The organism is Actinoplanes sp. NPDC051861 (genome assembly GCF_040681145.1).
Taxonomy (GTDB): domain Bacteria; phylum Actinomycetota; class Actinomycetes; order Mycobacteriales; family Micromonosporaceae; genus Actinoplanes.
This window is the reverse complement of record NZ_JBFAYE010000017.1, coordinates 99360-111143: the sequence shown is the minus strand read 5'-3', so window position 1 is coordinate 111143 and position 11784 is coordinate 99360. Positions and strand designations below refer to the sequence as shown.

General features: G+C 71.6%; 12 protein-coding genes. 7 read left to right on the top strand and 5 right to left on the bottom strand.

All coding sequences use genetic code 11. The features are described 5' to 3' along the window. Positions 1–4: 4 nt before the first annotated feature. Positions 5–421 (bottom strand): MarR family transcriptional regulator, encoded by a 417-nt coding sequence (locus AB0M02_RS33585; RefSeq protein WP_364234308.1) that lies wholly within the window; start codon positions 419–421, stop codon positions 5–7. Positions 422–474: 53 nt separating this feature from the next. On the opposite strand from AB0M02_RS33585, the gene AB0M02_RS33580 reads away from it, so the two are divergent. Continuing rightward, positions 475–1068: a TIGR03086 family metal-binding protein gene (locus tag AB0M02_RS33580; protein WP_364234306.1), complete on the top strand. Its 594-nt coding sequence runs from the start codon at positions 475–477 to the stop codon at positions 1066–1068. A gap of 125 nt (positions 1069–1193) precedes the next feature. On the opposite strand, the gene AB0M02_RS33575 is transcribed toward AB0M02_RS33580, so the two are convergent. Further along, entirely contained in the window at positions 1194–2384 is a 1191-nt protein-coding gene (locus tag AB0M02_RS33575; RefSeq protein ID WP_364234303.1) for an amidohydrolase family protein, read from the bottom strand. 69 nt (positions 2385–2453) lie between these two features. Between AB0M02_RS33575 and AB0M02_RS33570 the strand changes: the two genes are divergently transcribed. From AB0M02_RS33570 to AB0M02_RS33560, 3 genes are all read left to right on the top strand, one after another. Then, positions 2454–2954: a MarR family transcriptional regulator gene (locus tag AB0M02_RS33570; protein WP_364234300.1), complete on the top strand. Its 501-nt coding sequence runs from the start codon at positions 2454–2456 to the stop codon at positions 2952–2954. Positions 2955–3097: 143 nt separating this feature from the next. Continuing rightward, the gene (gene manD / locus AB0M02_RS33565) at positions 3098–4306 is read left to right on the top strand and encodes a D-mannonate dehydratase ManD (RefSeq protein WP_364234297.1); all 1209 of its coding nucleotides are present in this window, start codon (positions 3098–3100) and stop codon (positions 4304–4306) included. Between the two features lie 66 nt (positions 4307–4372). Next, a complete protein-coding gene (locus AB0M02_RS33560; protein ID WP_364234294.1) occupies positions 4373–5614 on the top strand; it encodes an FAD-dependent oxidoreductase in 1242 nt (413 codons plus the stop codon). A gap of 60 nt (positions 5615–5674) precedes the next feature. On the opposite strand, the gene AB0M02_RS33555 is transcribed toward AB0M02_RS33560, so the two are convergent. Both AB0M02_RS33555 and AB0M02_RS33550 read right to left on the bottom strand, forming a co-directional pair. Next, the gene (locus tag AB0M02_RS33555) at positions 5675–6493 is read right to left on the bottom strand and encodes a hypothetical protein (RefSeq protein WP_364234291.1); all 819 of its coding nucleotides are present in this window, start codon (positions 6491–6493) and stop codon (positions 5675–5677) included. Positions 6494–6496: 3 nt separating this feature from the next. Continuing rightward, positions 6497–7216 carry a hypothetical protein gene (locus AB0M02_RS33550; protein ID WP_364234289.1) on the bottom strand — a complete coding sequence of 240 codons (720 nt, stop codon included), beginning with the start codon at positions 7214–7216 and terminating at the stop codon, positions 6497–6499. 267 nt (positions 7217–7483) lie between these two features. Here AB0M02_RS33550 and AB0M02_RS33545 point away from each other — a divergent pair, with 267 nt between their 5' ends. Genes AB0M02_RS33545 through AB0M02_RS33535 form a run of 3 tightly spaced genes read left to right on the top strand, consistent with a single transcriptional unit; the run spans position 7484 to position 10561 of the window. Then, on the top strand, positions 7484–8332 hold the full coding sequence (locus tag AB0M02_RS33545; RefSeq protein ID WP_364234286.1) for an alpha/beta hydrolase: 849 nt from the start codon (positions 7484–7486) through the stop codon (positions 8330–8332). Next, positions 8332–8976 carry a class I SAM-dependent methyltransferase gene (locus tag AB0M02_RS33540; RefSeq protein WP_364234283.1) on the top strand — a complete coding sequence of 215 codons (645 nt, stop codon included), beginning with the start codon at positions 8332–8334 and terminating at the stop codon, positions 8974–8976. The genes AB0M02_RS33545 and AB0M02_RS33540 overlap by 1 nt, the downstream gene beginning before the upstream one ends. A gap of 28 nt (positions 8977–9004) precedes the next feature. After that, complete coding sequence (locus AB0M02_RS33535) at positions 9005–10561, top strand: alpha/beta fold hydrolase (RefSeq protein ID WP_364234281.1); 1557 nt, start codon at positions 9005–9007, stop codon at positions 10559–10561. On the opposite strand, the gene AB0M02_RS33530 is transcribed toward AB0M02_RS33535, so the two are convergent. Continuing rightward, positions 10551–11732 (bottom strand): serine/threonine-protein kinase, encoded by a 1182-nt coding sequence (locus AB0M02_RS33530; protein WP_364234278.1) that lies wholly within the window; start codon positions 11730–11732, stop codon positions 10551–10553. The genes AB0M02_RS33535 and AB0M02_RS33530 overlap by 11 nt on opposite strands. Positions 11733–11784 lie beyond the last annotated feature (52 nt).

The window sequence follows — 11784 nt, the reverse complement described above, 5'->3', positions numbered from 1 at the left end:
GTTGTCATGTTCGGTGGAGGTTCTCCAGTGCTTGCAGGAAGAAGTGGCGCTCCTCGTCGTCCAGCTGGCCGAGCATCGTCTCCTCGGCGGACCGGATCTCGGCCTGGACGGCGCTGTGCAGATCGCGCCCGGCCGGTGTGAGGCGCAGCAGCCGCACGCGGCGGTCGGCGGGATCCGGCTCGCGCTCGATGAGGGTGCGCCGCTGCAGCTCGTCGAGGATGCCGATGATCCGCGTCTTGTCCGCGCCGATCGACCGCGCGAGCGCCGCCTGCGTGCGCATCGGCTCGTCGCGCAGGGCTGTCAGCACCGCGTATCCCCACATCGAGACGTCGTGCTCGGCAAGGATCGGCTGCTCGATCGCGATCAGCTGCCGCGCCAGCCGGGCCAGCATCGCGGCCAGGTCAGGACGGCCGTTGGTCACGCCGTCGAAGTTATCCGATTGACAGACCGTAAGCTCCTGTAGATAGTAAGCGCATGCCTACGAATATCCCAGACTTCCGTGCCGCGGACGTGGTCGCCGTCCGAGCGACCGTCGACCTGATCGCCAAGATCGCGGCCACCGACCTGGCTCTCCCGACCCCCTGCGCCGGCTGGGACCTGGCCACCCTCCTCAAGCACATGACCGAGCAGCACGACACCTTCGCCGCGGCGGTCGGCGGCGCTTCGGCGGCGGTGGGGTCGAGTGCGCCGGATCCGGTGCGGGACTACTTCGCGGCGGCTGAGCGGGTGCTTGATGCGTTCTCGCCTGCGGAGGTGCTGGACCGGGAGGTCGTCCTTGCCGAAGCGCCTCATCCGATCCCGGGGCGGATGGCGATCAGTTTTCACCTCGTCGACTACGTGGTGCACGGCTGGGACGTCGCCCGCTCCCTCGGTCTGACCTGGGAGCTGCCGGACGACGTCCTGCGCGGCGCGCTGGCGATCGCCGAGGCCGTGCCCGACGACGCCGCGACCCGGAAATCTCCCGGAGCCCCCTTCGCGCCGCGCCTCCCGGAGCCGCCCACCGCCGACCCGCTCAGCCGGATCCTCACCCTGCTCGGCCGCTCCCCGACCTGGTCCCCGCCGAACTGAGCGGCCGCCACGCCCAAGGTCCGCGCGACACCTGAGGTGAATGTGGAGCGCTCGGGCGATGTCGGGCGCGGCGGGCGGCTGGTGGCGGTTCGAGGGTCCGAGGTCTGCGTGCCGGGGCGAGGGTGTCAGCGCTTTCCGGTGCTGGTTGCTCTGGTGGCCAGGCCCGTCGTCTCCTGGCGGAGTTCGGTGAGGTCGAGGGTGGTCAGGGAGCCGTCCCGCTTCAGGACCCGGCCGTTCACCACGACGGTTCGGACGTCGGCGGGGCCCAGGGTGGTGACGGCGGCGCCGGTCAGGTCGCCGGAGTTGAAGAGGTGGGACAGGCCGTCGAGGAGGATGAAGTCCGCGCGCTTGCCGGCCTGGAGTGATCCGGTTCGGTCGGCGATTCCGATGGCTCGGGCGCTGTCGATCGTGGCGGAGGCCAGGAAGTCGCCGGCCGGTGTCAATGCCGCGGTGCGCAGGCGGTGGGTGCGGAGGGTGTCGCGCATCGGCTCGAACAGGTCTGGTGGCGCGTTGACGGCCACGTCGGTGCCGAGTCCGGCCCGGCCGCCGGCTTTCGCGAAGAGTGTGAACGGCGACGCTCCGTGTCCCATCGTGCCCTCGACCACCGGTGTGACGGTGACGCCTGTTCTGCTGTCGGCGAGCAGTTTCGCGTCGTCGGGGGTCATTCGGTTCATGTGGACCAGCTGCAGGTGCGGTCCGAGCAGTCCGGCGTCGTGCATCCACCGCACCTCGCCGGACGCGTGCATGGAGACCACGACGCCGAGATGTCTGGCCCACTCGATCTGCCGTGCTGTCTCGTCGCGATCGGCGCCGAGAATCGCCAGCGCGCCGGTGACTCGTCCGCGCAGTGCGGCCACGCGCTCCATGTCGGCGGTGTCCTCGGGCCGGGTGTGCGCCACGACGGCCCTGATGCCGGCCTCCGCGTAGGCATCCAGCACCGCATCCGTGTGCTCCGGGCTCCGCGTCGCGTTGCACCAGTCGAAGACCGTCGTGATTCCGGCGTCCAGGGCCTCCGCCGCGCCGAGCAGGGTCGCCCGCCGGGCGTCCTGCGGGGTGAGTGCCGCGAGCGCTCGGCCGAGCACCGCCTCGAAGTAGTCGTTCAGGGTCATGTCGGCGCCCACCCCGCGCAGCGGCGCCTGCCACACGTGGCGGTGCCCGTCCACCATCCCCGGTGCGACCACCAGCCCGTCCGCATCGATCACCTCCCGGGCGCTCGCGCTCTGACCGGGCCGGATCGCGACGATGTCGCCGCTGTCGACGAGCAGGTCCGCGCGCTCCCCGGACAGGAGCCGGGCGTTCTTCACCAGCAGATCCATGTTTTGCACCTCCAAAGCTTTTCGAAAAGCTATCTGTAAAGCTTTCTGGGCGCAACTAGGATTGATCGCGTGGGTCGAGACACCGTTGACGAGATCGCTGAGGCGTGGGACCGGGAGCTGGCCGGCGTGGTCGGCACCGAGCTGGCGCTGGCCAAACGTGCCGCCCGGGTGGCCGGCCTGATGAACGGCCCGGTCGAGGAACAGTTGACCCGGCTCGGTCTGACCAGGGCGGAGTACGAGATTCTCGCCGTTCTCCGCGCCTCCGGCCCGCCCTACCGGATGCGCCCGTCCCTGCTGGCCCAGCGCCTGTTGCTGACGTCCGGGGGCACGAGCAACGTCCTGCGCCGCCTGTCCGCGGCCGGCCTCATCGACCGCGATCCCGACCCCGCGGACGCCCGCAGCTCGCCGGTCCGCCTCTCGCCGTCCGGCGTCAAGCTGGCCGAGGACGCGGTGCGGGCCGCGAGCGCCGCCCAGGCCATCCGCCTGCGCGACGTCCCGCCCGAGGTGACCGACGCCGCCATCAGCGCCCTGCGAAACCTGCTGCTGGCCCTCGGCGACACCGCTGGCTAGCCGCACCGCCGGCCGGCACCGCGGCGGCGCCGGCGAAAGGCGGACCCGGCGGCGCCGGCGAAAGGCGGACCCGGCGGCGCCGATGAAAGGCGAACCCCGGCGGTTAGGGTCGAGGCGGGCGAGGGATCGATGGGAGTGAGTTCGTGGCGACGATTGAGCGGGTCGAGGTCCTGGTGACCTCGCCGGGGCGGAACTTCGTGACTCTGCGGATCACCACGTCTGACGGGGTCACCGGGCTGGGCGACGCGACGCTCAACGGGCGTGAGCTGGCCGTCGCCTCCTATCTGCGGGACCACCTGGCACCCCTGCTGATCGGCCGCGACCCGGCGCGCATCGAGGACACCTGGCAATACCTCTACAAGGGCGCCTACTGGCGGCGTGGGCCGGTGACCATGACCGCGATCGCCGCCGTCGACGTGGCGCTCTGGGACATCAAGGGCAAGGTGGCCGGGCTGCCGGTGTACGAGCTGCTCGGCGGGCGGTCCCGGGACGGCGTGCTGGTGTACTGCCACGCCAGCGGCAGCGACGCCGAGTCTCTGATCGACGACGTTTCCGCGTACCGTGAAAGGGGTTTCCTCGCCATCCGCGCGCAAGCCGCCGTCCCGGGCCTGAGCGGCAGTTACGGTGTGCGTAAGGGTGCTCTCTACGAACCCGCCTCGACCGATCTGCCGGACGAGCAGGAGTGGAGCACCGAGGCCTATCTGGACTTCGCGCCCGGATATCTGGCGAAGGTGCGGGAGCGGTTCGGCTTCGGTTTCCACCTGCTGCACGACGTGCACCACCGGCTCACCCCGATCGAGGCGGCGCGGTTCGGCAAGAGTGTCGAGGAGCTGCGGCTGTTCTGGATGGAGGATCCGACGCCGGCCGAGAACCAGGAGGCGTTCCGGCTGATCCGGCAGCACACCACCACGCCGATCGCCACCGGAGAGGTGTTCAACTCGATCTGGGACGTGCGGCAGCTGATCACCGAGCAGCTCATCGATTACGTACGCGCGACGGTCGTGCACGCCGGCGGCATCACGCACCTGCGGCGTATCTTCGACCTGGCCGCGCTCTACCAGGTGCGGACCGGCTCGCACGGCGCCACCGACCTGTCGCCGGTGACCACGGCCGCCGCGGTGCACGTGGACGTCTCGGTGCCGAACTTCGGCATCCAGGAGCACATGGGACACACGCGGGAGACGTACGAGGTGTTCCGCGGCGGCCCGCGCCTGGAGAACGGCATGCTCTACCCGCCGGAGGTTCCGGGGCTCGGCGTGGAGTACGACGACGCGGTCGCCGAGAAGTTTCCGTACCAGGCGAGGTACCTGCCGGTCGCGCGGCGGCTCGACGGGTCCGTCCACGACTGGTGAGCGCCTTGTCCCCCGACGCGGTGAAGGTCCAGGATGGGTGCGCAGGATCGCCCTTAGGAGGGTCTGATGGCCGGTGCCGGACATGTCATCATCGGTGCGTCGCTGACCGGTGCCAAGGCGGCTGAGGAGCTGCGAGCCGCCGGGTACACCGGGCCGGTCACGCTCATCGGTGAGGAGGAGGAGCGACCGTACGAGCGGCCGCCGCTCTCCAAGCAGTACCTGCTCGGTGCCGATCCACGCGAAAAGGCGTTCGTGCACGAGCCCGGGTGGTATGCGGAGCACGACGTCGACCTGCGGCTCGGCGTCCGGGCCACGGCGGTTGATCCGGCGGCGCACACGGTCACGCTCGGCGAGGAGTCTCTGCGTTACGAGCGGCTGCTGCTGGCCACCGGCTCGCGAGTGCGTCGGCTGGACATTCCGGGCGAAGAGCTTTCTAACGTACGATATCTAAGGTCTTTGCCGGACGCGGACAGCTTGCTGGCCGCTCTGCCCGCCGCCCGCCGGGTCGTGGTGATCGGCGCGGGATGGATCGGCCTGGAGGGTGCCGCCGCGGCCCGCGCACACGGCGCCGAGGTCACCGTCGTCGACCTGGACCGGGCACCACTGCGCCGCGTCCTGGGTGACGAGGTCGCCGCCGTCTTCACCGCGCTGCACCGCGCCCACGGCGTGGACTTCCGCTTCGAGTCCTCGGTCCGCGAGTTCCGCGGCGACGACAGCGGAACGGTAACCGGCGTCCTCCTCGACGACGGCACCGAACTCCCCGCCGACCTGGTCCTCGTCGGCGTCGGCGTCACCCCGGCCACCGAGCTCGCCGAAGCGGCGGGCCTCGCCGTCGACAACGGCGTCGTGGTCGACCAGAGCCTGTGCACCAGCGACCCGGACATCTTCGCCGCCGGCGACGTGGCCGCCGTCGACCACCCGTCGCTGGGCCGCCGCATCCGCGTCGAACACTGGTCCAACGCCCTCGACGGGGGCCCGGCGGCCGCCCGCGCGATGCTCGGCAAGCATGTCCGCTACGACCGCGTGCCGTACTTCTTCACCGACCAGTACGAACGCGGCATGGAGTACGCGGGCTGGGTGGAGACCGGCGGTTATGAGCGTGTCGTCTTCCGCGGCGACCCGTCGGGCCCGTTCCTGGCGTTCTGGGTGGCGGGGGCGCGGGTGCTGGCCGCCATGAACATGGACCTGTGGGACGTGCAGGACGATCTGCAGGCGCTGGTTCGCGCGGGGTGGACCGGCCGCACCGTCGACGAGAAGGCCCTGGCCGACCCGGACGTGCCTCTGCCCGACCTGATCCGCACGTACTGACCGGCGGCGAACACGACCGGGGCGGGCTTTCGGGCCCGCCCCGGCCTGTGACACGAACCGCTAACCGGAGCCGGCGATGGCCGCTCGTGTAGTTCGGTCGTGCCACGACTCCGCGTCGATCACCGAGACGGGTTCAGCCTCGTTCAGGCGGTCGAGGATCACGTCGGCCTCCTCCCGGAGAGCTTCCAGCGCCTCGGTCAGCCGGCTCTGCTCGGGCAGGTCGTCGAACAACTCGCCGACGGCGTGCACCAGCTGTGCGGCACGGAGCAGATCGAGCCGGGCTTTCAATGTCGCCTCCAGCGGGGACCGTGCGTTCCGCCTGGCTCGCAGGTCGGCGCGGGTGTCCTTCTCCTGCCGCGCCAGCTCCTCGTGGACCAGCCGCGCGCCGTAGCGGATCCGCCGCTCGGTGCGGGTCCGGGACATCTCCCGCTCGACCCGGACGTAGACCTCCGGATCAGCGAGGAACGTCCAGACCTTCGCCGCGCGTTCATCGACCGTGAGTCGCTGGTCGGCCTTTGAGTCGAAGGCACGCCGTCCGGCGGCCACCGCGGCCTCGCGGGAGGTCATCCCGTCTCGCAACAGTTCGAGGCGGTCCCGGAGGTCCCGATGTACCGTCCACGACGCCTTCACCCGGCGACCGGCCGGGACCTTGAGCGCCACTTCGCGATAGATCCGCAACTGGTCCGGGTCGACGTCCAGGCGCACGGCCAGCGGATCGATGTCGGCCAGAGGGATCATGGTGAGCAGGTCACCGAGCGCGAACTTCGGGTCGTCCGGCCCTCGGGTGGCCCATTCGCTACGACGCAGCGGTGGTATGGAGAGGAGCCGGGCAGCCTCGGCCGCCAAACCCGCCCGCTCGACGGGGAACGCGGATTCCATCGCCTATGCCCGTCCCGCCTCGCCGGAACCCGTGTCCGCATGCGGAATCGACCCGACCGCCTGCCGGACGACCACACCGACCTGGTCCGAGACCGATGTCTCGAGTTCCGGCCGGCGCGCGACCACGAGACCGATCTGGGCCTCCAGTTTGCGAGCCGCGGCCAGGAAGCGCTGCGCGGCCGGACCGGTGTAGTAGTCCAGGATGAGGTCATGATTCGAGGTGAGGAAGCGCCCGGCCTCGGTCGTCGGCTGGCGCTTACCGGTCTCCTCGCTCAGCTTGGTTCGCGCCACCGGTCCCTCGCACAGGACGTAGCCGAGTTCACCGACCCGTACCTGAACGAAGCCCGTGATACCGACGTTCAGCCAGCTCCACAGCTTCTTCATGAGCTGATCCCGGGCCACGCTCTCCTCGATGCTCTGAGGTAGCCGCTTGACGCCCGGGGCGTGGGGCAGCATCTCGGCGTACAGCTCGAACTTCGTGACGGCGCTCTTGGCCAGATCGCGGCGACTGCGGGCGACGTGCCTGTCCTTCATCGACTCCACGACGGCGACCTTGAGCTGCGCCTCGTCTGATTGCAGGTCGCCGTCCTGGTCACGAGCGAAACCGGCATCGATCAGCGCCTGCGCCTTGATCTTCTCGACGAACTGGGTGTCGATCAGGACCGGTGCGTCGGACGCGGCGCCCGGCCCCGGTGATTTCTCGGGTACTTCCCTCTGGAGCATGGCCGTCCACCCTTTCGAACTCAGCTCAGGTCACCGCTGGGCAGCGGTGCTGGCGTGAGCGCTGTCGCTACGTTCGGGCGGGGCGGGTCGCCCGGTCAAAACTCGAGACCGCGTACCCGTGCGGCCCGTGGACCACATCGTGGCAGCTCAGCAGTGAGCTTCGCGGGTGGTGACGGGCCGTGTGGTTTCCACCGGGCGGGTGACCTCGGGCGATCGCTGTCACGGGTGTGGCAGTGGGATGACAGGGGGTGGGCGCAGCCTGGCCGCATGCAAATGACTGCGAAGCGGGACGGGGTGCGTCTCGTGTACGAGACGGCCGGGGACGGCGTGCCGGTGGTGCTGCTGCCGGCCTGGATGATCACGAACCGGCGGGTGTGGGCGGCTCAGGTCGCGGCGCTGGCGGAGCGGTTCCGGGTGGTTTCGTACGACGGGCGTGGCAGTGGGGAGTCCGACCGGCCGCTGCACGACGGGGCGTACGAGCCGATCGAGTTGGTCGAGGATGTGCTGGCGGTGCTCGACGCGGCGGGTGTGGAGCGGGCGGTGCTCGTGGGGAACTCGCTCGGTGGGCTGGTGGGTTATCTGACGGCGGCGCTGCATCCGTCGCGGGTGGCGGGGCTGGCGCTGATCGGGCCGACCGTGGATCTGAGCGGTGAGCAGCCGAGTGCGCTGCAGGAGGCGGCGGCGCGGTTCGACGAGGATCCGGGGCCGGGTGCGAGCGGCTGGGAGCTGTACAACCGGTACTCGTGGGAGCGGGACTTCCCGCGGTTCGTGGACTGGTTCGTGGCGACCGCGCTCGGGCCGGAGGGTGACGCCGCGGCGCGGGCCGAGGGACGCGTGCAGGGGCTGGACGCCACGCCGGAGGTTCTGGCGGCGTCGATCGCCCGGCGGCGGGGCGCGGATCCGGCTCGGCTGCGGGCGCTGACCTGGCGGATCACCGCGCCGGTGCTGGTGATCAACGGGGACCGGGACGAGATCTGCCCGCCGGCGTGGAGCCGGGAGATCGCGGCGCTGCTGACGGCCCGGCACGCGGAACTCGCCGGCGCCGGGCACTGTCCGCACGTCACCCGGCCGCTCGAGGTGGCCGGGCTGCTGACCGACTTCATCGGAGGGCTGTGATGAACGAGACGATGCTGGTCAAGGGCAACCCGGTGCGCGGGCGGCTCAACGCGGCGGTGCTGCGGATGCTGGACGGGTACGGGCATCACCTGTTCGGGAAGCGGAAGCGGCGGCTGTTCGCCGGGCTGCCGGGGACGGTGGTGGAGATCGGGCCGGGCACCGGGGCGAACCTGCGGTACTACCGGCCGGGCACGCGGGTGGTGGCGGTGGAGCCGAATCCGTACATGCACGGGCCGCTGCTGGCGGAGGGGCGCCGGCGCGGCGTCGAGGTGGAGCTGCGGGCGGAGGGCGCGGAGCGGATCGGGCTGCCGGACGCGAGCGTGGACGCGGTGGTCAGCACGCTGGTGCTGTGCACGGTGCCGGATCCGGCGGCGGCGATCCGGGAGATCGGCCGGATTCTCCGGCCGGGTGGTCGGCTGGTCTTCGTGGAGCACGTCCGGGCCGTCGATTCGTGGGGGTACGCGGTGACGCAGCGAATCCTGGAGCGCCCGTGGCGGTGGTTGTTCGAGGGGTGCGAGGTGCGGCGGGACACGGAGTTGCTGCTGCGTGCGGGCGGGTTCGCCGAGGTGGACGTGGACCGCTACCGGATCGTGTCGCCGCTGCTGCCGATCAACCCGCAGATAGCGGGCGTCGCACGGCGGTGAGGCTGGACGCGGCTGACATCATGGGCGGATGCGGTTCGGCGTGCTGGGCGCGGTGCGGGCCTACGGGGCAGACGGCGCGCCGATTCCGTTGGGGGACCGGCAGCGGGCGCTGCTCGCGGCTCTGCTGGCACGGGCCGGGCGGATCGTTCCGGCCGACCTGCTCGCCGAGCTGATCTGGGGCGCGGCGCAGCCGGTGGACCCGGTGGCGGCGCTGCACAGTCAGGTGTCGCGGTTGCGGCGGGCGCTGCCGGGGGCGGAGATCGTGACCGAGCCGCCGGGCTACGTGCTGCGGGTCCGGCCTGATGACGTGGACGCGGACCGGTTCGACCGGCTGGTCGCAGCAGCGGTTTCCTCGAACGACCAAGCGAGGGCTCTCGAGGAGGCGCTCGGGTTGTGGCGGGGGGCCGCCTACGTGGAGTTCGCGGACAGTGAGATCGCGCGGCTCGAGGCGATCCGGCTGGACGAGGCGCGGCTGCACGCCACCGAGCGGTGGCACCGGGCTCTGCTGGACAGCGGGCAGGCGGCCCGGTCGCTGCCGGGGCTGGAGGCGTTCGTCGCCGGGCACCCGCTGCGGGAGACGGCCCGCGAGGTGCTGATGCGGACGCTCTACGCGCTCGGGCGGCAGGCCGAGGCGCTGGAGGAGTACCGGGGCTACACGGCTCTGCTCGCCGGTGAGCTGGGGCTGGAGCCGTCCGCGGGGATCCGGGAGACGCAGCTGCGCATCCTCCGGCACGAGATGCCGGGCGCCGGTGACACGCTGCCGGGGCCGCCGCTCGCCGACCTGCAGGCGCGCTACCTGACGACCCCGGCCGGGCAGGCCATCGCGATGGCGAGCCTCGGGTCCGGGCCGCCGGTGGTCGCGCTGCCGGGCTGGGTGTCGGCGATCGACGTGATGGCGTCCGGGCGGGACCCGCGGTCGAGCCTGATGCAGCGGCTGGTGGCCTCGTGCCGGGTGACGCTCTTCGACCGGTCGGGCACCGGGCTGTCCCGTGCGGCGGTGACCGATTTCAGCCTCGATTCGGCCGTCGCGGAGTTGGGCGCGGTTGTCGAGCGGGTCGGCGTACCCATGAATGTCCTTGCCATGTCCGAAGCCGGGCCGATCGCTGTCGCCCTCGCTGCCGCCAGGCCGGATCTGGTCCGTCGCCTGGTGTTCTTCGGGACCTATGCGGACGGGCCGGCGACGTTCCAGCGTGCCGACCTGAACGCCGCGCTGGTCACGCTGGTCCGCACGCACTGGGGTCTCGGCTCGAAGGCCTTCGCTGATCTGTATCGGCCGGGTGCCTCCGACGCCGCGGCCCGGCACCTCGCCGAGGTCCTGCGCGACTCGGCCGACCGGGAGGTGGCGGCCGGCTATCTGGAGGCGTCCTATCGGGTGGACGCGTCCGGGCTGCTCCCGAAGGTCGCCGCGCCGGCGCTGGTGCTGCACTATCGCGGCGACCGGGTGGTTCCGTTCGACGGCGGGCGGAGGCTGGCGGCGGGGCTGCCCGATGCCCGGCTGGTCGCGCTGGACGGCGGTTACCACCTGCCCGACGCGGCCGACCTGGACCGCATCGTCGGCCTGATCAACGGGTTCCTCAGTTCTTAGGCCTGCGGGCGGCTTTCACGCCCCGGTCGCAGCCCTTGCGGGCGCCGGTCGGCTGGTCGGGAGCGGGGCTGCAGCGGGCCAGGCCGGGTGGCAGGCCGGTGGGTGAGGTGCGCCCGGGTGTGGTGACGGCCGGGGTGCTGGGCGGAGGTGGCGTCCTCGTCGGGGTCGGGGCTGGGGCCGTGACGGGCGGTGCCGGAGCCGCTCGCGGGTGTGGCCTGCCGGGGAGGTTCATCAGGATTGTGCAGGCCAGGATGGCGATCAGTGCGGCCGCGGCGGCGAGGACGCCCGGACCAGGCGCGGGTCTGCTGTCGACCGTGGTTTCATGATCGTCCGCTTCCACCGGCGCGGATCCGGCCGGGTCGAGGCGGTCCAGGTCGGTGCGGACCTCGTCCGGGGTCGCCGGGCGGTCGGCCGGGTACTTCGCGAGCAGCGACCGCAACAGCCGGTCCAGGTCCGCGGGGACGTCGTCGCGGTGGGTGGAGACGGGTGCGGGCGTGCGCTCGACGTGGTGCCAGGCGATCTGCACGGCGTTGTCGCCGGTGAACGGCGGCCTGCCGGTCAGCATGGCGTAGAGGACACAACCCAGTCCGTAGAGGTCGGTGCGAGCGTCCACCGTGCTGCCCGTGACCTGCTCCGGCGCCATGTACGTGCTGGTGCCGATCATCTGCGCCGGATGGGTCAGGTCGCGGCCGGCGATCCCGGTCACGCGGGCGAGGCCGAAGTCGCAGACCTTCACGCCACCGGCCTCCGTGAGCAGGATGTTGGCGGGTTTCAGGTCTCGGTGCACCACCCCGGCGGCGGTGGCGGCCTCCAGCGCGGCACACACCTGCGACGCGATGCCGATCGCCTCGGCGACCGCCAGCGGGCCCTCGGCGATGCGGTGGGCGAGGCTGCGGCCCTCGACGAGCTCCATCACCAGGTAGAGGAGGTCCTGGTCGGCGCCGGCGTCGTGGACGGCGACGATGTTCGGGTGCGACAGGGCGGCGACGATCCGCGCTTCCCGCTCGAACCGGGCGGGCAGCGTGGAGCCGGCCACCCCGGCCGGGCGCAGCACCTTGACCGCCACCGGGCGCCCCAGCCGCCGGTCGAAACCCTCCCAGACCTCGGCCGTGCCGCCGCGGCCGAGAACCGACCGCAACTCGTACCGGTCGTTCAAGACGCGTTGCCCCACCGCGCAACCCTGGCACAACGGACACCGGGACGGCTCGGTCAGTCACCCGCAG

Coding starts and splice junctions, on each gene's coding strand:
- AB0M02_RS33580 (WP_364234306.1), top strand. CDS start 475: ATGCCTACGAATATCCCAGACTTCCGTGCCGCGGACGTGGTCGCCGTC.
- AB0M02_RS33575 (WP_364234303.1), bottom strand. CDS start 2,384: ATGGATCTGCTGGTGAAGAACGCCCGGCTCCTGTCCGGGGAGCGCGCG.
- AB0M02_RS33560 (WP_364234294.1), top strand. CDS start 4,373: ATGGCCGGTGCCGGACATGTCATCATCGGTGCGTCGCTGACCGGTGCC.
- AB0M02_RS33555 (WP_364234291.1), bottom strand. CDS start 6,493: ATGGAATCCGCGTTCCCCGTCGAGCGGGCGGGTTTGGCGGCCGAGGCT.
- AB0M02_RS33550 (WP_364234289.1), bottom strand. CDS start 7,216: ATGCTCCAGAGGGAAGTACCCGAGAAATCACCGGGGCCGGGCGCCGCG.
- AB0M02_RS33545 (WP_364234286.1), top strand. CDS start 7,484: ATGCAAATGACTGCGAAGCGGGACGGGGTGCGTCTCGTGTACGAGACG.
- AB0M02_RS33540 (WP_364234283.1), top strand. CDS start 8,332: ATGAACGAGACGATGCTGGTCAAGGGCAACCCGGTGCGCGGGCGGCTC.
- AB0M02_RS33535 (WP_364234281.1), top strand. CDS start 9,005: ATGCGGTTCGGCGTGCTGGGCGCGGTGCGGGCCTACGGGGCAGACGGC.